Origin of the sequence: Mycolicibacterium arabiense, from assembly GCF_010731815.2 — a bacterium.
Lineage (GTDB): Bacteria > Actinomycetota > Actinomycetes > Mycobacteriales > Mycobacteriaceae > Mycobacterium > Mycobacterium arabiense.
The window spans coordinates 3,476,317-3,499,480 of sequence record NZ_AP022593.1 but is presented as its reverse complement, the minus strand read 5'-3'; the positions used below and the strand labels follow the sequence as shown (position 1 = coordinate 3,499,480).

Annotated in this window: 20 protein-coding genes and 1 pseudogene; 16 read left to right on the top strand and 5 right to left on the bottom strand. The window is 69.0% G+C overall.

Features of this window, described 5'->3' with window-relative positions:
* Positions 1-2: 2 nt before the first annotated feature.
* The 3 genes and pseudogenes from G6N61_RS18360 to G6N61_RS18350 all read right to left on the bottom strand — a co-directional run bounded on the left by G6N61_RS18360 (position 3) and on the right by G6N61_RS18350 (position 2,064).
* Positions 3-986, bottom strand: a pseudogene (locus G6N61_RS18360) (pirin family protein).
* A gap of 29 nt (positions 987-1,015) precedes the next feature.
* Positions 1,016-1,429, bottom strand: a complete 414-nt coding sequence (locus G6N61_RS18355; RefSeq protein ID WP_163919809.1) for an EVE domain-containing protein — start codon at positions 1,427-1,429, stop codon at positions 1,016-1,018.
* A 344-nt stretch (positions 1,430-1,773) separates the two neighbouring features.
* Entirely contained in the window at positions 1,774-2,064 is a 291-nt protein-coding gene (locus G6N61_RS18350; RefSeq protein ID WP_170314475.1) for a WhiB family transcriptional regulator, read from the bottom strand.
* Positions 2,065-2,366: 302 nt separating this feature from the next.
* On the opposite strand from G6N61_RS18350, the gene G6N61_RS18345 reads away from it, so the two are divergent.
* Positions 2,367-3,113, top strand: coding sequence for a helix-turn-helix domain-containing protein (locus tag G6N61_RS18345; protein WP_407666252.1), 747 nt, complete (start codon positions 2,367-2,369; stop codon positions 3,111-3,113).
* A gap of 3 nt (positions 3,114-3,116) precedes the next feature.
* On the opposite strand, the gene G6N61_RS18340 is transcribed toward G6N61_RS18345, so the two are convergent.
* On the bottom strand, positions 3,117-4,445 hold the full coding sequence (locus G6N61_RS18340) for a MinD/ParA family ATP-binding protein (RefSeq protein WP_163919808.1): 1,329 nt from the start codon (positions 4,443-4,445) through the stop codon (positions 3,117-3,119).
* 313 nt (positions 4,446-4,758) lie between these two features.
* On the opposite strand from G6N61_RS18340, the gene G6N61_RS18335 reads away from it, so the two are divergent.
* The 15 genes from G6N61_RS18335 (at position 4,759) to G6N61_RS18265 (ending at position 21,655) form a co-directional block, all read left to right on the top strand.
* Positions 4,759-6,345 (top strand): EspA/EspE family type VII secretion system effector, encoded by a 1,587-nt coding sequence (locus G6N61_RS18335; protein WP_163919807.1) that lies wholly within the window; start codon positions 4,759-4,761, stop codon positions 6,343-6,345.
* A 25-nt stretch (positions 6,346-6,370) separates the two neighbouring features.
* Positions 6,371-6,688, top strand: coding sequence for an ESX-1 secretion-associated protein (locus G6N61_RS18330; protein ID WP_163919806.1), 318 nt, complete (start codon positions 6,371-6,373; stop codon positions 6,686-6,688).
* A gap of 2 nt (positions 6,689-6,690) precedes the next feature.
* Positions 6,691-7,554: an ESX secretion-associated protein EspG gene (locus G6N61_RS18325; RefSeq protein ID WP_163919805.1), complete on the top strand. Its 864-nt coding sequence runs from the start codon at positions 6,691-6,693 to the stop codon at positions 7,552-7,554.
* A gap of 27 nt (positions 7,555-7,581) precedes the next feature.
* Positions 7,582-8,124 carry a YbaB/EbfC family DNA-binding protein gene (locus tag G6N61_RS18320; protein ID WP_163919804.1) on the top strand — a complete coding sequence of 181 codons (543 nt, stop codon included), beginning with the start codon at positions 7,582-7,584 and terminating at the stop codon, positions 8,122-8,124.
* On the top strand, positions 8,117-9,838 hold the full coding sequence (eccA, locus tag G6N61_RS18315) for a type VII secretion AAA-ATPase EccA (protein ID WP_163919803.1): 1,722 nt from the start codon (positions 8,117-8,119) through the stop codon (positions 9,836-9,838). Before G6N61_RS18320 ends, eccA begins: the two co-directional genes overlap by 8 nt.
* Positions 9,839-9,850: 12 nt before the next feature.
* The gene (gene eccB, locus G6N61_RS18310) at positions 9,851-11,329 is read left to right on the top strand and encodes a type VII secretion protein EccB (RefSeq protein WP_163919802.1); all 1,479 of its coding nucleotides are present in this window, start codon (positions 9,851-9,853) and stop codon (positions 11,327-11,329) included.
* Positions 11,329-13,554: a type VII secretion protein EccCa gene (gene eccCa, locus G6N61_RS18305; protein WP_163919801.1), complete on the top strand. Its 2,226-nt coding sequence runs from the start codon at positions 11,329-11,331 to the stop codon at positions 13,552-13,554. Before eccB ends, eccCa begins: the two co-directional genes overlap by 1 nt.
* A complete protein-coding gene (gene eccCb, locus G6N61_RS18300) occupies positions 13,551-15,368 on the top strand; it encodes a type VII secretion protein EccCb (RefSeq protein WP_163919800.1) in 1,818 nt (605 codons plus the stop codon). The genes eccCa and eccCb overlap by 4 nt, the downstream gene beginning before the upstream one ends.
* 144 nt (positions 15,369-15,512) lie before the next feature.
* Positions 15,513-15,809, top strand: a complete 297-nt coding sequence (locus tag G6N61_RS18295) for a PE family protein (RefSeq protein WP_163919799.1) — start codon at positions 15,513-15,515, stop codon at positions 15,807-15,809.
* Between the two features lie 69 nt (positions 15,810-15,878).
* Positions 15,879-17,159 carry a PPE family protein gene (locus G6N61_RS18290; protein ID WP_163919798.1) on the top strand — a complete coding sequence of 427 codons (1,281 nt, stop codon included), beginning with the start codon at positions 15,879-15,881 and terminating at the stop codon, positions 17,157-17,159.
* 95 nt (positions 17,160-17,254) lie between these two features.
* Positions 17,255-17,557 (top strand): WXG100 family type VII secretion target, encoded by a 303-nt coding sequence (locus G6N61_RS18285; RefSeq protein ID WP_163919797.1) that lies wholly within the window; start codon positions 17,255-17,257, stop codon positions 17,555-17,557.
* A 36-nt stretch (positions 17,558-17,593) separates the two neighbouring features.
* Entirely contained in the window at positions 17,594-17,881 is a 288-nt protein-coding gene (locus G6N61_RS18280; RefSeq protein WP_163919796.1) for a WXG100 family type VII secretion target, read from the top strand.
* A 105-nt stretch (positions 17,882-17,986) separates the two neighbouring features.
* Positions 17,987-19,369 carry a MinD/ParA family ATP-binding protein gene (locus G6N61_RS18275; RefSeq protein WP_163919795.1) on the top strand — a complete coding sequence of 461 codons (1,383 nt, stop codon included), beginning with the start codon at positions 17,987-17,989 and terminating at the stop codon, positions 19,367-19,369.
* Positions 19,366-20,895, top strand: coding sequence for a type VII secretion integral membrane protein EccD (eccD, locus tag G6N61_RS18270; protein ID WP_163919794.1), 1,530 nt, complete (start codon positions 19,366-19,368; stop codon positions 20,893-20,895). Before G6N61_RS18275 ends, eccD begins: the two co-directional genes overlap by 4 nt.
* A 1-nt stretch (position 20,896) precedes the next feature.
* Entirely contained in the window at positions 20,897-21,655 is a 759-nt protein-coding gene (locus G6N61_RS18265) for a hypothetical protein (protein WP_163919793.1), read from the top strand.
* A gap of 170 nt (positions 21,656-21,825) precedes the next feature.
* Here the strand turns inward: G6N61_RS18265 and G6N61_RS18260 are convergent, their stop codons facing one another.
* Positions 21,826-23,127 (bottom strand): spinster family MFS transporter, encoded by a 1,302-nt coding sequence (locus G6N61_RS18260; protein ID WP_163919792.1) that lies wholly within the window; start codon positions 23,125-23,127, stop codon positions 21,826-21,828.
* Positions 23,128-23,164 lie beyond the last annotated feature (37 nt).

Sequence of the window (23,164 nt, the reverse complement as noted above, 5' to 3'; positions counted from 1 at the left end):
ACTCACGGTGCTCCTCGTGGGGTCGGGTTGCGGCGGGGGCGCAGCCTGCCGTTGGGCAACGGCGGCGCCGGAAGGCGGGTACCCGGATATCCGGCCACCTCACCGAACCGCTCGTCCTGATCCTGCCACTGCGCGCGGAACGCCTCGATCTCGTCGTGGGTGCGGCCCACGAAGTTCCACCACATGACCAGTTCCTCCCCGAACGGCGGGCCGCCGAGGAGCAGGGCGCGGGCAGGGGTGTCGCCGCGGTTGGTCAACTCCACGCGATCGCAACCGGGCGACTGGTACCAGAGATCGCCGATGCCGAGGGCGTCGCCACCGGCCCGAAGATCACCTTGATCGAGCAGGACACCGTGCTCGAACGAGGGGTCGACGTCGAGGGCGACGGTCGCGTGGGGCGGCAGATCGATCTGCGCGCCCAGCAGTGGGGTGAAGGTGGCGACGGGAGAGCGGTCGCCTGCCAACTCGCCGAGAAACACTCGCACCGTTGCGTCGCCGGTCGTGTGGGCCGGCGGCACCTAGTGGGCGAAGTCGCGGGCGGTGTCGCGATCGGCGTCGGGCAGCGCCACCCACAGCTGAGCGCCGTGCAGCATCGTGGTGTCCGGCGTCGACACCTCCGAGTGGCAGATGCCCGAGCCTGCGGTCATCAGGTTGAGCTCGCCGGGCCGGACCATGGCGTGCACGCCACCGCTGTCGCGGTGCTCGATCTCCCCGGCGAACAGCCAGCTCACCGTTTGCAGACCGGTGTGCGGATGGGGTGGTACGTCCATGCCCGACCCGCCGGTGACGTCGTGTGGCCCGTAGTGGTCGGCGAAGCACCACGCGCCGACCATGGAACGGTCGCGCTGCGGGAGCGTGCGGCGCACCCGGATGGCGCGAGGACCACCCAGCGGGACCTCGCGAGGGTGCAGTACGTCGGTCGACACGGTCGCCAACGGCTCGGCGCCGCAGGCGACTTCGTCCGGCGCCACCTCGGTGTTGCTCACCGCCACCAGAGTAGTGAGTGGCGGCCTGCTCAGCCCGTCATGGCCGACCGGATGACCTCGAAGTCATGCTCGTCGATCGCGAAGGCACCGGCCCGGAAGCGGTAACCCCAACGCGACTTGTCGACGACGAAGTCGAGGTCGTCGAGCAGTGGCCGGATGGGTGTCTCCACGCACGGCAGGAAGCGCATGCCGCGACGCCAGGGCTGGAACTCGGGGTCGAGGTCGGCTTGGTACACCTCGTCGTCGGCGACCTGCCCGATGGCGGTGAACGCCTGCAGCGGATCGCCGTCGGGATAGTCGGTCTTCGGCGAGTAGAAGACGATCCAGTCGTCCTTCGCCATCTTGCGCAGCATGTGCGGTCGTCCGTGATTGGCCTGCGTGAAGCCACCGGCCACGCCGCGCTGCACGTGGCCCCGGCTGACCGTGTTGATCCAGTACGTCATGGAGATCACGCTAGGAGCGGTTCACGACAGACTGCGTTGGTCATCCACAGTGGCGAGTTCGTCCACAGGCGTGCGGCGTTCGGTCCAAGAGCGTGTCGGGCCCCAGAAACGAGGAGAGCCGCCGACGCGTGAGCGTCGGCGGCTTCCAAGTACGGCCCCGCCTATGCGCCTCTCGGCAAGTGGTCGCTCTCGGCGACTTAAGGGGTGGTACCCGGGGCATTGTCCGGGGCCGTACGAATAGCTTAACGGCCTCTCGCCCAAGATTGTTCCTACCGGGCCCACGAGTTTCGCGGCCCCGCTGCCGTCCCCTCGAAACCGGCAGCGAGGCGCGTGGTCGGAGAGTTTCAGGCGGATTCGAGGAACATTCGGCGGGCGCGGACGGCGTAGCCGTTCTGCTCGGCCAGCGAGCGCAACTGACGCAGGGCGAAGGTCCTACCCCTGCCGGCTTCCGGGATGACGATGCCTGCCCACAGCCCCTCGGCGCGTGGGAGTTCGACGGCCTCCCGGGCGCAGGCCCACCGGCGCGGGCAGAGCCGGCAGATGGCCTTGGCTTCCTCGTCGGCCCTGGACACCCACCGTTCGGGGTCGCGGGTGCATTCTCCGACGGGCAGTCCGTCCATCCCCACTGCGTTCATTTCTGGCTCCTATTGGTCGTGCGCCACGTCTCCGCTGCGCGATGGAGCGAATCTATAGCACTAACCGTAGCGATGCAACAGTTTGGTGATCTGCCCGGATGGTGGAGCCCGAACCGGCGCATGCACGCACCTCAGAGCTGGTTCTGCGCGGGCCGGCGGCGCACACGGTGCCGCACATGTCTAAGAAAACCATCGCAATGACATGGTTGTAATCACCGCGTCGCAACGCTTTCGATGCGAAGCTGATCCGTCTAAGGTGGGTCAGACGTAGCAGTGCAGCGGTTGAACGAGAGGGACGGCGCGTGGTCAACGTCGAGCCAGCCGATGCGGCTGGTGACGTCGACCCAGGCATGGTTCGTGCAGGCGCCGCTGCGGCTGCCCGTCGCCGCGAACTCGACATCAGTCAGCGCCGCCTTGCCGCCGAGGGGATCATCAACGCAGGCGCGCTCATCTCGTTCGAGAAGGGGCGCAGTTGGCCGCGAGAGCGGACTCGAGCGAAGCTCGAGGAAGTGCTGCAGTGGCCCCAGGGCACCATCGCACGGCTCAGGCAGGGCGCCACGGCCGCCGCCGCCGAACCGGAACCGCCGCGGCGCCTGCCGTCCGCGGGCGGGACCGATGTATCGCTCGTCGCGCAGGCCGTGGACACGGCCGTCCGCTCCGTGGCCGATGCCGCCACGTCGCTGCCGCCGGTCGACGACCCGGGCTTTACGCCACGGGTCACCGCGATGCTGGCCGACCTACGTCAACTCGAGGCGGTGGCGACCAGCGCGGCCCGTATCGGCCGGGTGACGCCGTCGCTGCTGAAGGCGTTGAGCGCCGTGCGACGCCAGATCGACGACCTGTCGTTGCTCGGTGCGACGGCACCGGGCGCGCCGCTCGGTCAGCGGCTCTACGCTGCGAGGCGCCGAGCGAACCTGACGATCGAGGAGACTGCCCAGGCTGCCGGCGTGCCGGATTCGGCCGTAGTCGCCATCGAGGCCGGGCAGCCGATGCCCGATGACGTCAGCGACCTCATCGAGTCGCTGGTGGCCCAAATCGATTGGCGCTGAGGGCTAGAAGCGGTCGCGGCCACGCTCCCGGTCGTCGCTCGTCGGGAAGTGCTCGGCCAGCGCGGCAGCGATCTCGAGGAACTTGCGCCGTGTGGCGGGCGCCATCTCTGCCGTGCGCTCGATGACGCCACCGGGCCGCAGATGCCCGTCGAAGGGCACCTCGACGACCTTCTGACCCTGTCCGGCGAACTGCTGGGCGAGGATGCCCCGCGTCCGCTTGTCGGCGTGCCCATCGGAGTCGTTCAGCACGACGACCGTGCGCTGCAGCAGGCTGTGCAGGTTGCGCGCCGCCAGCCAGTCCAACGTCTGACCGGCCGCTGCAGCGCCGTCCACCCATGGCGAGGACACGACGACCAGCGCGTCGAGGTCGCGCAGCACCTCTTGGGTGACGGGGGTGTCCATGGTGGAACTGCAGTCGACGATCGAGATGGTGAAGTACTTGTCCAGGCGCGCGGTGGCCTCGCGGTAGATCGCGGGATCGAGGACGCGTCGGCGCGCAGGGCTGCCCTCACCGGCGAGGACGAAAAGCCCTGCGGCGTTGTTGCCGACGCGACTGCGGATGTCGGCGAAGGTCTCGAGGTGCTGGTCGGCCGCCAACTCCCAGTACGACCCCATGGCCTTGGGGTCGACACGCGAGCCGAGCTTGCCGAACGCGGTGTCGGCGTCGATGGCCACGACGCGGTCGTCCTGACGCAGTTCGGCGAACACCGAGCCGATGCTGGCCGAGACGGTGGTCTTGCCGACACCGCCCTTGCCCATGACGCCGATCTTGTAGTGCCCGCGCAAGCCACCGCGGATGCGCGCCTCGAGTTCGGCCTGGCGGATCTCGTCGGGTGACGGTCCCAGGTTGATCAAGCCGAAGCTGGCGCGGAACAGCGCGCGCCGCCAACCGCGCGCCGGTGGGGTGCGTTTGGCGGGGACGAGTTGGTCTGCGCGGATGCGATCGGCGTAGGAACCGGGTGCGGTGGGCGGCATCACCCGGGTGTCGTGCATCTGGGGCTGGCCTTGCCAGCCGCCCGGCGCATGCTGGCCCGGGTGCATCGGGCCACCCGGCCGCTGTGGATGCTGCCCGTGCGGCGGCTGCGACGGCGGGGGAGGCGGCGGCTGCTGCGGCCAGCCCGCCTGGTGTTGGTTCCATTGTGGCTGTGGCTGTGGCTGTGGCTGTTGCTGCGGCGGTGGCGGGGCGTACAGCGGCGGGTCGACGGGAGGCCGAGTCGGCACCGGGGGCGTCGCCGGGGCTGCCGACGGCTGCGCCGGTGGCGGCTCGTAGTCGGTTTCCTCGGGCCCTGTCCACCCGAGCTGTCTGCGCAGAGCATCGTCGCGATCGCTCACGGCACACGGCTCCCTTCCCGGATATGGAACGAGGCGGTCCGACCGCCAGTTCGACCACGGCCAGTATCAACCACGTCGCGGCCGGACCCGAGGCTGCGCAGCGTCCCGGCCACCGCACAGCGACCGTCAGCAAACACGTAATTCGACGTCTAGGGCAGCGCTGCGGAGCGTCGTCGGCCGACGTGACGTCTTCCGAGGCGGCGTCTCAGCTGCGGCGACCTGACGCCGACCGCGTCCCCGAGCGCTGGAAATTGGTGCATCGGAGGGGCCGGAACCGCTGGTAGCGTCCTCATCGGCGAAGGGGTTGGGGTGAATGAGTCTGGTCGGGGACATCAAGGACGTCGGCGATGCGCTGTGGGAAGTGGGCAAGGCAGGGCAGGAACTGGCCGGTGAAGCCGACACGCTCGCACGCGGGTTGAAGGGGCTCGGCAACCTCTTCGAACGGTTCTCCCCTGCCGGGAGGTTGGCGGATCTCGCCAAGCTTGGTCGGAAGATGTCGACCTACGCCGACGACGCGCTGAAGTTCCTCGCGCGCCCCGACGTACAGCGGTTCCTCGAGCGCGCCAACCGGCCGATCCTGACTGGCGGCCAGAAGACCATTGGCGGGATGAAGTTCACGACGGGCTTCGGCGACCCCGAGGACGGCGCACGGTTCAATGAGGGCGCGGCGCGGTTCCAGCGAGCAGGCGCGACGCTGTCGTCGGCGCACCCGGACGACTGCTGGTCGGGCCGCGGCTCGGGCGCCTACGGGGATGCCAACGAGCGGCAGATCGGCCGCACCCGGGCGGTCTCGGCAGCGGACCAAGCGGTCAACGCCGTCCTGACCCGGGAGGCGAATCAGATCGTCGCCACCCGCACCGCACTCGACGACCAGAGCGACTGGCTGGCCGACGTCGGCCTTGTGACCATGCTCGTCGCGGCCACGCCATACGTCGGGCAGGGCGCCGCCCTGGCGATGGAGATCGCCGCCGTCACCAAGGCACTCGGCGTCTGCACCACCCAACTCGTCCAACTGACCCAACAGGTCAACGCGAACGCAGCGGGGATCCGCCAGACCGCCGACCGGTACGAGCGCGTCACCGGTCTGGGAACCATGTCGCGCGGGGGTCCGAGCATCGAGAGTCCGGGCACCGACGTTCCGCCCCCGTCCGAGCCGACCGACGACGGGGGGACTGGGCCCGGCGAGGAGCCTGGCGGCGAGCCCTCCGGCGGCGGGCACACCGACGGCGACGAAGGGTCTCGCGACGAGCCCGGCAGCGCGCCTGGCGGCAGCTTGGGTGGTGGGGCGTCCGGTGGCGGCGCGTCCGGTGGCAGTGCATCGGGTGGAGCCCCGGCCTCGGACGTGGATGCCGCACCGGTGGACGACGTGCCGGCGTCCGACCTGCCGAGCGCACCCGCATCCCCGCCGGTCGGGTCGGGCGTATCCGGCGGCGCGATGGCACCCCCGATGGGGGCCGCGCCCGCCGCCGCACTACCCGCCGCTGCCGGTGCACTACCGGCCGCGACGGCGGCCGGCATGAATGCCGCCCAGCTCGCCAGCCTGATCCAGTCCGCGGTGCAGCAGGCGCTGAACCAGAACGCCGAGCAGAAGGCCGCCGAGGAGAAGGAGCGGGCCGACGCAGCCAAGGACTCGGACCGCGACGGCGTGCCCGACGTGCGCGACGACTCCGACGGTGACGGCGTGACCGACGCCGAGGACGACGAGAACCGCGACGGAGTGCTCGACGTCGAACAGGACGCCGATGGCGACGGCAAGCCCGACGACGCCGTCGCTGCCGGGCCAGGAACGCCGGGCGGCGAGCGCGCACCCGTCGACCACGAGCGGCTGGTGGGCGACCAAATCGGGTCGTCTGACGCCCGGGATGGCGGAACCGGGTCGACGGCAGTGACGGCACGGTAGAACAATGAGAGCGAGGGGGGTCTAGATGTCGAGCGATTTGCAGGTCACCACGGCACACGTCCGGGAGCTGGCCGCGAAGCAGGGGCAGGCAGCCGCGGAGATCCGGTCCGCGACCGAGGTGACGGCCGGCGTCGACACCGCGGTGCGGTTCAGCCACGGCGTCATCGCCTGGTCGACCGCAGTGGCGGTGGAGGCGGCACAGCACGCACGCGTGGCGGCGGGAACCGCGATGGGGCAGGCGTCCGAGGAACTCCAGGACGACCTGCAGACCGCGGCGAGCCGCTACGACGCGACCGATCAGGACGCCGGCGCGCTGCTCGGTGCGCAGATGGCACCGAGGTGACCATGACGAGTGGATTCGGCGCAGGCCACGGCGGCACCCACTTCGACGACGTCGTGGGCGTGGAAGTGACCATCGACGGCCTCCTGCTCATCGCCGACAAGCTCAATCTCGTGGACTTCCCACCATCGATGGGCATCCGTCCGAACATCCCGATCCCCGAGCTACGCGATCTCGTGTGGGATCAGGTGACCCGTGACCTGATGGCGCAGGGCGTCCTCGACGTCTTCGGTGAGCCGCACCCGGAGGTCGCGGCGATGCTCGACACGCTCAGCCGCGCCGATCGAACGCTCGAGGGGCGCTGGTGGCGCCGGGACCAGGGCGGGAAGATGGTCCGGTTCACGGTGTGCCGCAAGGGAGATCGGCACGTCATCGCGGCTCGCGACGAGGACCTCATCGTCCTGCAGCGCGTGGCACCCCAGATCGGTCTCGCCGGGATGGTCAACGTCGTGCTCGGACCAGGCACGCCCGCCGAGGTCGAACCGCTCACCGGGGTGGCCAGCAAGCTGGGTGACTCGGCGACCGCGAACCAACTGGGCCAGTTCGGCATCGCGCCAACCTCGGCGAGGATCTACGCCGATGCCGTCGCCGCACCGGACAGCTGGGTCGAGATCACTGCCATCGAGCGGCATCCAGGCGGAACGACCACACACACCGACGTCGCTGCCGGTGTGCTCGACGCGCGACAGGGCCGCATCGTGTCGATCCCGCGGCGGGTCAACGGCGACCTCTACGGGAGCTTCCTGTCTGGTACCAAGGAGAACCTGCAGCGGGCGCTCGACGGACTGCTCGAGTTCCTGCCGTCCCGCGGCTGGTTCGACCACGGCGGCTTCGACAATGGCGCCGAGCACGACGCCTACCCAGACTGACGGCGAACGGAGAAAGGCAAACCGGGGGTGGACCACACTTCGCCTGATCACTTCGACGACGGACCGGACGACGACTACGACGCCCTGTCCGCGTTGGACTTCTCCGCGCCCGATGCCGGTCTCGACTCCGATCTGGCCGCCTTCGACGACTTCGTCGAGCACCCGGCGGAGGCCGCGGTCGTCACCGAAGCGATCATCCCCGATCGGCTGCCGGACGTGGACGACGACGGTGTCCCCGTGCCGCTGTTCAGCGTCACGAACCCTCCCGGGACGGTGACCGTCACGGCGTTCATGGACGGCCGCGTCAGTCGGATCGAGCTGTCCCCCAGGGTGACCCGCATGTCGGAGTCGCAGCTGGCCGAGGAGGTCGTCGTCCTGGCCCGGCTGGCGACGCAGGACGCCAGGTCCGCGCAGTATTCGTTCATGCTCGAGGGCATGCGACAGCAAGGCCACGACGACGCATCCACCCGGGACTTCCTGAGCCGGGACCTCGAGCTGCCGTCACCCGAGGAAGCCGACCGGGAACGCGCATCCGTATTCGCGACACGATATGCAGGTGATGATGACTGACCACTTGGCCGGACTGTTCGGGAGCGCCGTGGGCATGCTGCCCACGTCGCCGGCGCGATCGCTCGAGATGTTCACGGAGATCACGAACATCGACGAGACGGCGTGCGACGCGTGGGTCGGCCGGATCCGATGCGGCGACACGGACCGCGTGACGGTGTTCCGGGCCTGGTACTCACGCGGCAACTTCGGACAGCTCGCGGGCGCCGCTGAGATCTCGATGAACGCCTTGAACGCCCGCATGCCGATCGGCGGCCAGTTCGGCGACATCACCTACCCGGTGAATTCGCCCCTGGCCATCACGATGGGCTTCGCCGTCAACGAAGCGAACGGCGGCAACTACGCCGACGCGATGGACGCGCTCGAGGACGCCCCCGCCGCGGGGGCGGAGCATCTGCTGTCGTGGGTCAAGGCCGTCACCTACGCCGCCGCGCAAAGGTGGACTGACGTCATCGACGAGGTGCGTGGGGCGAGCAACTGGCCGGACAAGTTCCTCGGTGCCGCCGGCGGGGTGGCGCACGGCGTGGCCGCCGCCAACCTAGGTCTGTTCACCGAGGCCGAACGTCGTCTCACCGAATCGAATTCGTCGCCGGCCGGCGAGGCGTGCGCGACCGCGATCGCCTGGTTCCTCGCCATGACGCGTCGCAGCCAGGGCAACGAGGAATCGGCCGTCGCGCTGCTGGAGTGGCTGCAGGCAACCCACCCGGAGCCGAAGGTCACTGCTGCGCTTCGCGATCCGACCTACCGCCTGCAGACCACCACCGCCGAGCAGATCGCCTCCCGCCGCGACCCGTGGGATCCCGACAGCGTGGTCGCCGACACCAGCGGCCGGGAGAAGCTGCTGGCCGAGGCGCAGGCCGAACTCGACCGGCAGATCGGGCTGAGCCGGGTCAAGGATCAGATCGAGCGCTACCGCGCCGCAACGCAGATGGCGAAGGTGCGGGCTGCGCGCGGCATGAAGGTGGCCCAGCAGTCCAAGCACATGATCTTCACCGGCCCGCCCGGCACCGGCAAGACCACGATCGCCCGCGTGGTCGCCAACATCCTCGCCGGGCTCGGCGTCATCACCGAACCCAAGCTCGTGGAGACCAGCCGCAAGGACTTCGTCGCGGAGTACGAGGGACAGTCGTCGGTCAAGACGGCCCGCACCATCGACCGCGCCCTGGGTGGCGTCCTGTTCATCGACGAGGCCTACACCCTGGTGCAGGAGCGCAACGGCCAGGCTGACCCGTTCGGCACCGAGGCGCTGGACACCCTGCTCGCCCGCATGGAGAACGACCGCGACCGCCTCGTGGTGATCATCGCGGGCTACAGCGCGGACATCGACCGCCTGCTCGAGACGAACGACGGCCTGCGGTCGCGCTTCGCCACGCGCGTCGAATTCGATTCGTATGCGCCCGACGAGATCGTGGCGATCGCCAAAGTGCTTGCCGAGAGCAATGACTCGGCGCTGAGCGACGAGGCGGCCAAGCGGGTGCTGGAGGCGGCGACACTGCTGGGGCAGCGGTCACTCAACGGCAAGCCCGCCCTCGACATCGCAGGCAACGGACGGTATGCGCGGCAGCTGGTCGAGGCGGGCGAGCAGTGCCGCGACATGAGGTTGGCGAGGTCGCTGGACTTCGAGAGCCTCGACGTCGAACAGCTCAGCGAGATCAGTGGCCAGGACATGGCCGACGCCATCGATGCCGTGCATGCGCGGCTGAACATCAGCGGCTAGGCCGGGTATCTCGTGGCAGGCTTCAGACTCACCACCAAGATCCAGGTCAGCGGCTGGCGCTTCCTGCTCCGCCGGGTCGAGCACGCGATCGTGCGCCGCGACACCAGGATGTTCGACGATCCGCTGCAGTTCTACAGCCGCGCAGTGTTCCTCGGCATCGTCCTGGCGGTGGTGATCTGCCTTGGCGCGGCGCTCATGGCGTACTTCAAGCCCCTTGGCAAGCGCGGCGGTGACAGCCTGCTGGTCGACCGGACCACCAACCAGCTCTACATCGTGATGCCGAACACCGACCAGCTGCGGCCGGTGTACAACCTCACGTCGGCGCGGCTGGTACTCGGCAACCCGGGGACGCCGTCGGCCGTGAAGTCCGAGGAACTCAACCGGATGCCCAAGGGGCAGCCGATCGGCATCCCCGGCGCGCCGTACGCGACGCCCGTGTCACCTGTCGCCGAGTCGACGTGGACGCTGTGCGACACCGTCACCAAGGCGGAAAGCGTTGTGCCGACCATCGATACGTCAGTCATCGTGCTGCCGCTGATCACCGACACCACGGTCGGTCCGATGCGTCCGGACCAGGCCATGCTGGTGACCTTCGACGGCGCCGACTGGTTGGTCACCGATGTCGGCCGGCATGCCATCGACCTGTCCGACCGCGCCGTGACCTCGGCCGTCGGCATCCCGGTGACGGCAAAGGCCACACCGATCTCGGAGGGGCTGTTCAACGCGCTGCCGAACGTCGGGCCGTGGCAGCTGCCGCAGATCCGCGCCGCCGGCGCCCCCAACAGCGTCGGCCTGCCGCCCAACCTCGTCATCGGGTCGGTGTTCAAGACCGTCACCGAGTCCGGCGAGCAGCTCTACGTGGTGCTGTCCGACGGGGTCGCGAAGGTCAACGCCACCACCGCAGCCGCGTTGCGGGCCACCAACTCCTACGACCTGGTCGCGCCGCCCGCCATCGAGTCGAGTGACGTCGCCAAGATCGCCGAGCAGGTGTTCGTCTCGCCGCTGCCGGACGAGCCGCTTAAGACCCTGCAGCGCCAGGAGACCCCGACGCTGTGCTGGGCGTGGAAGCGCGAGCCGGGCGCTCAGGCCCCCAAGACCGCGGTGATCGCTGGCCGTCGCCTGCCGATCCCGGCCGTGGCGATGAACTCCGGCATCGACCAGATCGGCGGTGACTCGACGGTCTACGTCAACGGCGGGCAGTTCATCCGGCTGCAGTCGCCGGATCCGCGATACGGCGAAAGCCTGTACTACATCGACCCGCAGGGCGTCCGGTACGGCGTGCCCAACGACGACACCGCGAACTCACTCGGGCTGTCCGGCCCGCTGACCGCCCCGTGGCAGGTGGTCAGCCTGCTGGTCGACGGGCCCGTCCTGTCCAAGGAAGCTGCTCTGCTCGAGCACGACACCCTGCCCGCGGACCCGTTCCCGCGGCCTGTCGGAGAGGGCACGCGCGGCGGCGCGCAGCCCGCGGCGAATACCGGAGGCGGTTGATGACCACCAAGAAGTTCACGCCGACCATCAAGCGGGGCCCGCGCCTGACCCCTGGCGAGATCAACGTGACCCCGCCCGACGACCTCGGCATCGAGATCCCGCCGTCGGGCATGCAGAAGGCCATGCCCTGGGTCATGGGCGGCTGCATGCTCGGAATGATCGTGATCATGATCTTCACCGGCGTGCGGCAGCTGTCGCCGTACATGCTGATGATGCCGCTGATGATGGTCATGGCGACGGTCGGCTTCATGGCCGGTGGCGGATCCGGCGGCAAGAAGGTGCCCGAGATCAACGCCGATCGCAAGGAGTACCTGCGCTACCTGGCGGGTCTGCGCACCCGCGTGACGTCCTCGGCGGCGGCCCAGGTGACGTTCTTCAACTACCACGCACCGCATCCCGACGACCTGCTGTCGATCATCGGCACGCACCGGCAGTGGTCCCGCCAGTCGAGTTCGGACTTCTACGCGGCCGTGCGGATCGGCCTGGGTACCGAGCCCGCCGTCGACCGGCTGCTCAAGCCGTCCGTCGGTGGCGAACTGGCAGGCCCGCAGGCCGCGCCGCAACCCCACCTGGAGCCGGTCAGCCACATGTGGGTGACGAAGTTCCTGCGCACCCACGGCCTGATCCACGACTGCCCGAAACTCGTTCAGCTGCGCACCTTTCCGACCATCGCGATCGGCGGTGACGGCGACCGCGAGGGCCTGCTCACGGCGATGATCTGCCACCTGGCGGTGTTCCATCCGCCGGACCTGCTGCAGCTGCGCGTCCTCACCGACACGCCCGAGGACCCGCGGTGGTCGTGGCTGAAGTGGCTGCCGCACGTGCAGCACCAGAACGACACCGACGCCGCCGGCGCGACCCGGCTCGTCTTCACCCGGCCCGACGGGCTGGCCGACCTGACCGCCCGGGGCCCGCACACCGCCGACTCGGCACCCGCCGGGCCGTACGTCGTCGTCATCGACCTCACCGGCGGCAAGGCCGGCTTCCCGGTGGACGGCCGCGCCGGCGTCACCGTCATCACGCTCGGCAATCACCGGGGGTCCGTCTACCGCATCCGGGTCGATCCGGACGGCACCGCCGACGACAAGCTGCCCAACCAGCCGTTCCGTCTGGTGACCAGCCAGTCGGACACGATGACCGCCGCGCAGGCCGGCCGCATCGCGCGCAAGCTCGCGGGCTGGTCGATCACCGGAACGATCATCGACAAGAGCACCCGCGTGCAGAAGAAGGTCGCCACCGAGTGGCACCAGCTGGTGGGTGCGCAGACGATCGAGGAGGTCACGCCCGCGCGGTGGCGGATGTTCACCGACACCGACCGGGACCGGCTCAAGATTCCGTTCGGGCACGAACTGAAGACCGGCGACATCCAGTACCTCGACATCAAGGAGGGCGCCGAGTTCGGTGCAGGCCCGCACGGCATGCTCATCGGCACGACCGGTTCGGGCAAGTCGGAATTCCTTCGGACGCTGATCCTCTCGCTGGTGGCCACGCATCATCCCGATCAGGTCAACCTCCTGCTCACCGACTTCAAGGGCGGGTCGACGTTCCTCGGCATGGAGAAGCTGCCGCACACCGCGGCCGTCGTCACGAACATGGAGGAAGAAGCCGAACTGGTCAGCCGCATGGGCGAGGTGCTCACCGGTGAACTGGACCGTCGGCAGTCGATCCTGCGCCAGGCCGGTATCCAGGTCGGGGCGGCCGGCGCGCTGTCGGGTGTCGCGGAGTACGAGAAGCACCGCGAGCGCGGCGCCGACCTGCCACCGCTGCCCACACTGTTCGTCGTCGTCGACGAATTCGCCGAACTCCTGCAGAACCACCCCGACTTCATCGCGCTGTTCGACCGGATCTGCCGCGTCGGTCGCTCACTGCGCGTGCACCTGCTGCTCGCGACGCAGTCACTGAACACCGGCGGCGTCCGCATCGACAAACTCGAGCCCAACCTGACCTATCGGATTGCGTTGCGCACCACCAGCTCCGCGGAGTCCAAGGCGGTGATCGGCACGCCCGAGGCGCAGTACATCACCAACAAGGAGAGCGGCGTCGGCTTCCTGCGCGTCGGCATGGAGGATCCGGTGAAGTTCAAGAGCATCTACACCGGCGAGCCCTACGTGCCCGCCACCGCGCAGTCCGAGAACGGCGACGCCGCGCCACGGCACGCGGCCGCGAGCAAGGTTCGGATCCACCAGTTCACTGCCGCCCCGATCGCAGAGCCGGTGGCCCAGTGACCGTTCAGCGAGAAGCCGGAGGCGGATCGCGTTACGGCGTAGGCGAACCCGAACAGCGGGTGCTGCGCGAGGTCGTCCTCGACCAGTTGGCGACGGGCGAGGTACGCGCCTACCGAATGTGGTTGCCGCCGTTGACCGATCCCACTCCGGTCAACGAACTCGTCGAGCGGGACAACCCCCAGCCGCTGCGATTCGGCCTTGGGATCATGGACGAGCCGCGCAGGCACCGCCAAGAGGTGTGGGGGATCGACACGTCGGCGGCCGGCGGCAACATCGCGATTGGCGGTGCGCCCCAGACCGGCAAGTCCACGTTCCTGCAGACGCTGTTGCTCTCGGCGGCCGCGACGCACACGCCGCGGCAAGTGCAGTTCTACTGCATCGACCTCGGCGGCGGCGGGCTGATGTACCTCGAGGACCTGCCGCACGTCGGCGGCGTCGCGACCCGGTCGGAGCCCGACCGCGTCAACCGCATGGTCGCCGAGATGAAAGCCGTTCTGCGGCAGCGCGAGGCGATGTTCAAACAGCACCGGGTAGGGTCCATCGCGACGTATCGGCAGCTGCGGCAGGACCCCAGCCACCCGGCGTCGGCCGACCCGTTCGGCGACGTGTACCTGGTGATCGACGGCTGGCCGGCGTTCGTGCAGGAGTTTCCCGACCTCGAGCCGGTCGTTCAGGACCTCGCCGGTCAGGGCCTGGCCTTCGGCGTGCACTGCGTCATCTCGACTCCGCGCTGGACCGAGCTGAAGGCGCGCGTACGCGACTACCTCGGCACCAAGGTGGAGTTCCGCCTCGGCGACGTCAACGAGACGCAGATCGACCGGATCACCCGGGAGATTCCCACCAACCGGCCCGGCCGCGCGGTGTCGACGGAGAAGCACCATCTGATGATCGGGGTGCCACGTCTCGACGGCGTGCACAGCGCGCATGACATGGTGCCTGCGATCACCGCCGCGGTGGCCCACATCGCGTCGCTGCACACGGATCAGGCGCCACAGGTCCGGGTGCTGCCCGAGCGCATCTACCTCCACGATCTCGACCCGAGCCCGCCGGGGCCGGAGAGCGACTACCGGACCAGGTGGACGGTGCCGATCGGCCTGCGCGAGTCGGACCTGTCGGTGGCGTACAACCCGATGCACGCCACGCCGCACCTGTTGATCTTCGGGGCGCCGAAGTCGGGCAAGACCACGATCGCGCACGCCGTCGCGTCGGCGATCTGCGCGCGCAACGACCCCTCACAGGTGCGGTTCATGCTGGCCGACTACCGGTCGGGTCTGCTCGACGCCGTCCCGCAGAGCCATCTGCTCGCCGCCGGCGCCGTCAACAGGAACAACTCCTCGCTGGAGGAGTCGATCAAGGCCCTGGCGGCCAATCTGCAGAAGCGGCTGCCGCCGCCCGACCTGACCACCGCGCAGCTGCGGGCGCGGTCGTGGTGGACCGGGCCCGACGTCGTGCTGCTGGTCGACGACTGGCACATGATCGTGGCGGCCGGCGGTGTCATGCCGCCGATGGCGCCCCTGGGACCTCTGCTGCCGGCTGCTGCGGACATCGGCCTGCATCTGATCGTGACGTGTCAGATGAGTCAGGCCCACCGGGCCACGATGGACAAGTTCGTGGGCGCTGCGTACGGCGCTGGTTCGCCGACGCTGTTCCTCTCGGGCGAGAAGGCGGAGTTTCCGTCGAGCGAGATCAAGCTCAAGCGCAGGCCACCTGGCCAGGCGTTTCTCGTCTCGCCCGACGGCAAGGAAGTCGTTCAGGCTCCGTACGTGGACCCCCCGGCAGAAGAAGTGTTCGCGGCACCTCCGGAGGCCCGGTAACATTCTCATCAGTCATTCAGCAACGCTCGCTACGATTGACTAGCAAACGGGTCGGGGGATCACATGCTGCGGATCAGTGAATCTCGCATTACCGCCGAATCGTGCGCTGTCCAGTCGGTTCGGAATAGGTAAGGAGATCGCGCAATGCAACCCATGTCTCACAACCCCGCGGCGGTCGGCATCGGCGGCCAGGTGGTCGCGAATGGCGCCCGCGGGCTGGCCGGCGGAACGGCCGCAAGTGCCGAGGTAACAGCACTTATGCCGGCCGGCGCTGACGAGGTGTCCCTGCAGGCGGCGATGGCGTTCGCCACCGAGGGCGCGCAGGCTCTCGCCCTGAACGCGTTCGCGCAGGAAGAGCTGTCTCGCACCGGTGCTGCCTACATGGAAATTGGCGGCATTTACACGACGGTCGACGGCGAAAACGCCGCCGTCCTGTCGTAATAACCTCATCAACTCTTGAATTGATTTCGGGCTCAGCAAACAATGTCTGCAATCGCTGCTATTCCCACCATGCTGTGGCATGCCATGCCGCCGGAGGTCAACACCGCCCGGCTGATGCTCGGTGCCGGTCCTGCGCCCATGATGCAGGCCGCCGCCGGGTGGGAAGCGCTTGCGATCCTGCTCGAGACGCAGGCAGACGAGTTGATGAGCAGCCTGTCGGCTTTGCAGGGAGCGTGGTCGGGCGCGGCGGGTGAGCGCGCGGTCCAGGCGACCATGCCGGTCGTCGCGTGGCTGCGCACGACGTCCATGCAGGCGCAGAAGCGTGCCCTGCAGGCGACGGCGCAGGCAACGTCGTACACCGCGGCGCTCATGGCGACGCCTCCGCTGCCCGAGATCGAGATGAACCACGTGACGCGCGCGACCCTGCACGCCACGAACTTCCTCGGCGTGAACACCGTGCCCATCGGGATCAACGAGGCCGACTACTTCGTCCGGATGTGGAATCAGGCGGCGTTCACGATGGACGCCTACCAGGCCGAGACCACGGCGAACACGCTGTTCGAGCCGATCCTGCCGCTGAAGCCGGTCGTCATTCCAGGCGTCGGTCAGGGGGCGCTCGGCGCGGCAGCGGGCCGGGTGGCCGCGATGGCGCCGGGCGCGGTGGTTCGGGAGCTGTCCATCGCCACGGTCAGCGCACGGGCGAAGGTCGAGTCCGCCGCGCTGCACGGCGGCCGGGCGGCCAGCATGGCGAATCACGCCGGCACGCGTGCCGAGGGGCAGGCGCAGAAGGCCGAGAACACGGCTCAGCAGAACCCGATGCAGGGCGCTCAGCAAGGCGTCCAGATGGCGATGCAGATGGGTTCCCAGCTCGGGTCGATGGCGATGCAGGCCCCGCAGCAGGCAACGCAGATGGTGACGCAGCCGCTGCAGCAGCTCACGGGTCCGCTGCAGCAGATGTCGTCGATTTTCGGCCAAATGGGCGGCGGCAACGCACAACCCGCTCAGATCGGCCTGATCGGCGCCAGCCCGTTCTCGAACCATCCATTGGTGGGCGGTTCCGGTGCCAGTGCCGGAGCCGGTCTGGTTCGGGCGGCATCGCTGCCCGGCATGGGCGGCTCGATGGCGCAGACGCCGCTGATGGCCAACCTGGTCGGCAGCGCTGAGAAGGTGCCGATGGGTGCGGGTGCCGGTGGATCGGGGGCCGGTCTGGCTCCGGTCAACGGTGCAGGCGGCGGTGGGCCCATGGGGGACATGGGCCAGAACAAGAAGAGCGGCGGCTCCAAGCAGGGCTTGCAGGCGCCGTCACCACTCGCTCACGACCTGAGTGAGGACGAGGACGACGACTGGTGAGTCGTCGACGACACAAGACTTCCCGGCCCAAGGGGGCGGAAGGACTCGCCATTTCCCGTGGTGAGGACACAGGAAAAGAGAAAAGGTAAACACCGATGGCACAGATGAATACCGATGCCGCTGTCCTCGCCAAGGAGGCAGCCAACTTCGAGCGCATCTCCGGAGAACTCAAGGGCGTCATCGCCCAGGTCGAGTCGACGGCAGGCTCGCTCGCCGGCCAGTGGCACGGCCAGGCGGGAACGGCCGCGCAGGCTGCGCTCGTCCGCTTCCACGAGGCTGCCCAGGCGCAGATCCAGCAGCTGAACGACATCTCGGGCAACATCCACACGTCCGGCACCCAGTACACGTCGACCGACGAGGATCAGACCTCGGCGCTGACGACCGCAATGAACCTCTGATCCAGACCAACCGAACTTAGAAACGGAGACATGAACATGGGTGAACAGCTTTGGAACTTCGCCGGCATCGAGGGTGGCTCGGGCGAGATTCAGGGATCGGTCGCGACGACCGCGGGTCTGCTCGACGAAGGCAAGGCGTCGCTCGGCGCCCTGGCCGCAGTCTGGGGTGGCTCGGGCTCGGAGGCCTACCAGGCCGTGCAGATGCGCTGGGACGAGGCATCTCTCGAGCTGAACAACGCACTGCAGAACCTGGCGATGACCATCAGCGAGGCCGGCCAGACCATGGCGCAGACCGAAGCCGGCGTCACCGGGATGTTCGCGTAGCACCACGAGGCATGGAGGTGGGCGGGACCGGTCCGAGCCGTCTGGCCGGGCCGTCTCGCCCACCTCGCTTCGCGCTCAATCGTCTTCCAACCCCGAGAGGCACACATGTCGGCGGACTATGACCGGCTCTTCCACTCGTCCGAGGCCGCAGAGGCCGGCGACGACGAGACGACGACCGTGGATCCCAAGGCAGTACAAGCCGCGCTGGCAGCTTCGTCGACGCCAATGCCCATCGGTACCAACCCCGTTGATCCGATGCCGCTGACACCGACCCAGTCCGCCGCCGCACCTCCGCCGCGGTCGACCGAGGTCACCACGCAGATCCCGCCGACCCGGGCGGCCGGGCAGTCGCGCGTCCAGCCCAACGGGATGATGCGCAGCCCGCAGGGTCAGGGCCATGCCGGAGCGCGCTACGAACAACCGCGCTCTGCGCCGCCGCCGTCGCCGCGGCAGGCCGCTGCACCCGCGCCGTCCCAGCACTTCCTCGATCAGGTCGACAACCCGGGCGCCTGGACCGGCGGCCAGCCTGCGGTGCAGTCCGCGGCGTCCATGGGCAACCACCGGGCGATCGACGCACTGTCGCACGTCGGTGTCCGCTCCGCGGTCAAGATGCCGTCGCAGAAGGGCTGGCGCCGCTTCCTCTACCTCCTCACCCGGATCAACGTCGGGTTGTCGCCCGACGAGATGTACGAACTCGAGTTGTTCGCGCGGATCCGTCGCAACGCCCGTGACTCGTACCAGATCGGCGTGTTGGGTCTGAAGGGCGGCGTCGGCAAGACCGCGACCACCGTCGCGCTCGGCTCGGCGCTCAGCAAGATCCGCGGTGACCGGATCCTGGCCGTCGACGCAGATCCCGACGCCGGCAACCTCGCGGACCGCGCCGGACGCCAGTCTGCGGCGACGATCGCGGACCTGTTGTCGGACAAGGATCTGGCGCGGTACAACGACATCCGCGCGTACACCAGCATGAACGGCGCGAACCTCGAGGTGCTCTCCTCCGACGAGTACAGCGGCGCGCGTCGGGAGTTCAACGAGGACGACTGGACGGCAGCCGTCGGGATCGTCTCGCGGTACTACAACCTGGTGCTCGCCGACTGCGGCGCCGGGCTGTTCCAGTCGGGCTCGCGAGGCGTGCTGTCGACGGTCTCCGGACTGGTGATCGTGGCGAGTGCGTCGATCGACGGCGCACGCCAGGCCGCGGTCACGATGGACTGGCTGCGTCAGAACGGGTATCAAGATCTGATGGGTAGGTCCTGCGTGGTCATCAACCACGTCGTGCCGGGCAAGCCGAACATCGACGTCGACGATCTCGTCCAGCAGTTCGAGAGGCACGTCCCGCCGGGTCGGGTCATCGTGCTGCCCTGGGACAAGCACATCGCGGCTGGCACCGAGATCCAGCTCGAGCTGTTGAGCAACACCTTCCGTCGCCGGATCGTGGAGTTGGCCGCGGCGCTGTCGGACGACTTCGACAGGCTTGAGCGGCGTTGACCACCACGGCGGCTGCACCCAATACGTCGGGCGTGACGCCCGGCAGGCCGTCGACTACCCGCGTCACGATCCTGACCGGCAAGCGCATGACCGATCTGGTCCTGCCAGCGGCTGCTCCCGTCGAGGCCTACATCGACGAGACGGTGTCGTTCCTCGCCGAACTCCTCGAGGATGCGCCGAAGGACGTGCTGGCGGGCTTCGACTTCAAGGCACAGGGCGAGTGGGCGTTCGCGCGTCCCGGTGCTCCGCCGTTGAAGGTCTCGGAGTCCCTGGACGAGGCGGGCGTGGTCGACGGATCGCTGCTGACCCTGGTCTCGGTCAGCCGGACCGAGCGGTACCGGCCTCTGGTCGAAGACGTCATCGACGCGATCGCGGTGCTCGACGAGTCGCCGGAGTTCGACCGCACGGCACTAAACCGATTCGTCGGCCTGGCCATACCCGCCGTCTGCGTAGTGCTGACCATTGCGGCCATGCGGGCGTGGGACGCAACCGGGCGCAGCTGGTGGTGGACGCTGGCGATCGGCGTGCTCGGCCTGGCTGTGCTCGGCGGCAGCATGCTGGCCAAGAACCGGTACCGGAACATCGACATGTGCGAGAGCCTGTTGGTGGCGTCGATGCCGCTGCTGGCCGGCGCCGTCGCCCTCGCCGTCCCGATCCCGCGTGGCATCGACGGGCTGGGGGCGCCGAACATCGCCGGTGCCGCAGCCGTCGTGCTGCTGCTGGTGCTGGCCACCCGCGGTGGGCCACGCAAGCGCGCCGAGATCGCGTCGTTCCTCGCGGTGGCGGCGATCGCCATCACCGCGGCGGCAGTGGCCTTCGGGTACGGCTGGTCCTACTGGGTTCCCGCCGGCGCCATCGCCTTTGGGCTGATCGTGGTCACGAACGCGGCGAAGCTGACCGTGGCCGTCGCCCGGATCGCGTTGCCTCCGATCCCGGCGCCCGGTGAGACGGTGCACAACGACGAGCTGCTGGACCCGGTGTCGGCGCCCGATCCGACCGACGAGGAATCACCGACCTGGCAGGCGATCATCGCGTCGGTGCCGGAGTCGGCGGCTCGACTGACCGAGCGCAGCAGGCTCGCGAAGCAGCTGCTGATCGGTTTCGTGAGCGCCGGCGCGACGGTGCTCGCCGCAGGTGCGATCACCGTCGTGGTGCAGGGCCACTTCTTCATGCACAGCCTGATCGTCGCGGGACTGGTGACGGCGATCTGCGGGTTCCGGTCGCGGCTGTACGCCGAACGATGGTGTGCGTGGGCGCTTCTCGCGGCCGCGGTGGTCGTTCCGACCGGCGTCGCGGTCCGGCTGTCCACCTGGTATCCGGACTCGGCGTGGATGGTGTTGACGCTGTACGCAGCGCTCGGCATCGTCGCGCTGATCATCGTGGGTGCGACCGACAGCGTGCGTCGGGTGTCGCCGGTGACCAAGCGGATCCTCGAGCTACTCGACGGCGTGGCGATCGCGGCCGTGATCCCGCTGCTGCTGTGGATCGCCAGCGTGTACGACGTGCTGCGGAACCTGCGGTTCTGACATGGGTATCGGTAGCGGTGCAGGCGACACGCTCCGGGTCGACCCGGAGATGCTGTCCCAGTTGGGTTCACAGCTCGAGACGTCGGCGCGGGCCCTGCCGGAGGCACCGGACCCGTTCACGGTGACCGGGAGCGATGCGATCTCCGCTGCGATCGCGGAGAGGCTTCCCGCGTTGGAGACGCCGATCGTCGAGGGTCTGCCAGCGGTGAAGCAGGCTGCGGCGCAGACGGCGTCGAACATCGTGGCGGCGGCGGGCAAGTACCAGGGCACCGATGAGGAACTGGCTGCGGCGTATGAGAAGCAGCAGTTCGGTGGTGGTAGCGCTGGCGGCGCCGGTGGTGGGGCTGCGGGTGTCGCCTCCGGGGCGGCCGCCTCTGCGGGTGCAGGCGCGGCTGGGGCCGGGGGCGGCGCGATGGGGCAGATGGGCCAGCTGATGAGCATGCCCATGCAGATGGCGAGCCAGGCCGCGCAAATGCCGCAGCAGGCGATGGGCGCGATGAGCCAGATACCGCAAGCCGGTATGCAGGGCGCTCAGCAGATCGTGCAGATGGCCACCGGTGCGGGCAAGGACGCCGGCGGTGCCCCCGAGTCGGGGGCCGAAGAACGCCGGGGCGACGAGCGTGAGCGCGACGAGGCGGCCGGCGGCAAGCACCGCGAACGCGCGCCGATAGACGAAGCGCCCGTGAGTGGTTCAGCGGTGCCCGATAGCGGTGCGGCCAGCCCGCGGCATGCGGCGCCGGAGACGCCTGTCGACCTGTAGCTGCCTCGCCGAGTGTGAACTTCACGACGTTCTCGGGTGATTTCCGTCGTGACGTTCACACTCGACGTCGGGCGGCCAACATCCCGATCCTCGTGGAAGGGCAGGTGGACGCTTGGCGGCACTCCCCGGGTTAGCTCACCACGTCCTAGCCCGCGCAACGCTTCTCGCGTTCACGGTGTCGCCTGCAGTGGCTCCTCGATGATGTCGCGACGGTAGCGACGTGCGGCGAGGGCGTAGCAGCCGATCGCCACCAGCTGCATGGTCGGCACCAGGATCAGGAGCGCGCGGCCCAGTCCCTGCGGGCCCAGGTCCGGGGTCAGCGCATCGCTGATCACCCCGGTCAGGAACGGGCCGACCGCGCCCAGGGTGGCGTTGAAGAACAAGAAGATGGCCGAAGCCGTCGCACGCTGCTCGGGGAGCACCAGACGCTGGATCGCCGCGATGGACGGCGCCAGATACGCGGTGCCGATGACGTAGGCCAGTGCCAGCAGCCAGACGCACACCGTGCGGCTCTCCACGACGAACGCCAACGCGGACGCCGGCAGCAAGGCCGCGATCAGGATGACGACGATCCACAGCAACCAACGCGGGTCGCGGGTGGCCAGCCGGTCGGCGATGCGGCCGACGATGAGCAGCCCCAGGACCCCGAGCAGGCCGGTCGCGAGGCCGTACTCGATGCCGACCTCGCCGAGTGACATGCCCCGGGTTCGCATCAGGAACGCAGGAGCGAAGGTGGTCAGCGAGTAGCCGGCCGCCGACACCAGCGCGGTACCGGCCACCATGGCCAGGAAGCTGGGTTTGCGCAGCAGATCCCACCAGTGCAACGCGGCGGCGCTCTCCCGCGGCGGCGGGGTGGGCAGGGTCTGACGGCGGCCCAACACCCACAGCACCAGCGGCGCGAGCAGCACACTGATGCCGCCCATCACGACGAAAGCCGCGCGCCAGCCCATGCTCTCGGCGAGCAGGCCGCCGCCGAGCAGACTGGCGGCACTGGCCAGTGGGATGGACATGGTGATGACCGCCAGCGGCGCCGACCGCTTCTCCGGGACGAAGTTGCGCGCCACGTAGGCGTGCGCTGCCGGAGTGCTGCCCGCCTCGCCGACGGCCACGCCGACGCGGGTCAGTGCGAGCTGGAAACCGGACTGGACCGCGCCGCCCAGCATGGTCATCGACCCCCACAGCGTGAGGCAGCCGGCGATGACGGCACCGAATATGCCGCGGTCGGCCACGCGCGCGATGACGATGCCCAGCACGGCGTAGACGATGAGGAACCCGAACCCGTTGATGACGCCGATTGCGGTGTCGGACAACGCGAGTTCCTGCTTGATGGGCTCGGCGAGGACGCCCGGCAGGAAGCGGTCGACGTAGTTGAGTGTGCCGACGAGGGCCAGCACCGCGACGGCGGCCCATGCGCGAGCCGGCCCGTGCGTGGTCAGCGGTTCGAGCGCAGCGGTGTCCTGCGGTCGCGACATGGTCCTCCTCGATGGGGTCGATGCTGAGCAGTCACTT

What these genes read in the sequence shown, in the direction of transcription:
- G6N61_RS18275 (WP_163919795.1), top strand. Translation starts at nt 17,987, where the DNA reads ATGTCGGCGGACTATGACCGGCTCTTCCACTCGTCCGAGGCCGCAGAG.
- eccCa (WP_163919801.1), top strand. Translation starts at nt 11,329, where the DNA reads ATGACCACCAAGAAGTTCACGCCGACCATCAAGCGGGGCCCGCGCCTG.
- G6N61_RS18285 (WP_163919797.1), top strand. Translation starts at nt 17,255, where the DNA reads ATGGCACAGATGAATACCGATGCCGCTGTCCTCGCCAAGGAGGCAGCC.
- G6N61_RS18280 (WP_163919796.1), top strand. Translation starts at nt 17,594, where the DNA reads ATGGGTGAACAGCTTTGGAACTTCGCCGGCATCGAGGGTGGCTCGGGC.
- G6N61_RS18295 (WP_163919799.1), top strand. Translation starts at nt 15,513, where the DNA reads ATGCAACCCATGTCTCACAACCCCGCGGCGGTCGGCATCGGCGGCCAG.
- G6N61_RS18325 (WP_163919805.1), top strand. Translation starts at nt 6,691, where the DNA reads ATGACGAGTGGATTCGGCGCAGGCCACGGCGGCACCCACTTCGACGAC.
- G6N61_RS18335 (WP_163919807.1), top strand. Translation starts at nt 4,759, where the DNA reads ATGAGTCTGGTCGGGGACATCAAGGACGTCGGCGATGCGCTGTGGGAA.
- G6N61_RS18330 (WP_163919806.1), top strand. Translation starts at nt 6,371, where the DNA reads ATGTCGAGCGATTTGCAGGTCACCACGGCACACGTCCGGGAGCTGGCC.
- G6N61_RS18290 (WP_163919798.1), top strand. Translation starts at nt 15,879, where the DNA reads ATGCTGTGGCATGCCATGCCGCCGGAGGTCAACACCGCCCGGCTGATG.
- G6N61_RS18260 (WP_163919792.1), bottom strand. Translation starts at nt 23,127, where the DNA reads ATGTCGCGACCGCAGGACACCGCTGCGCTCGAACCGCTGACCACGCAC.
- G6N61_RS18265 (WP_163919793.1), top strand. Translation starts at nt 20,897, where the DNA reads ATGGGTATCGGTAGCGGTGCAGGCGACACGCTCCGGGTCGACCCGGAG.
- G6N61_RS18355 (WP_163919809.1), bottom strand. Translation starts at nt 1,429, where the DNA reads ATGACGTACTGGATCAACACGGTCAGCCGGGGCCACGTGCAGCGCGGC.
- eccA (WP_163919803.1), top strand. Translation starts at nt 8,117, where the DNA reads ATGACTGACCACTTGGCCGGACTGTTCGGGAGCGCCGTGGGCATGCTG.
- G6N61_RS18350 (WP_170314475.1), bottom strand. Translation starts at nt 2,064, where the DNA reads ATGAACGCAGTGGGGATGGACGGACTGCCCGTCGGAGAATGCACCCGC.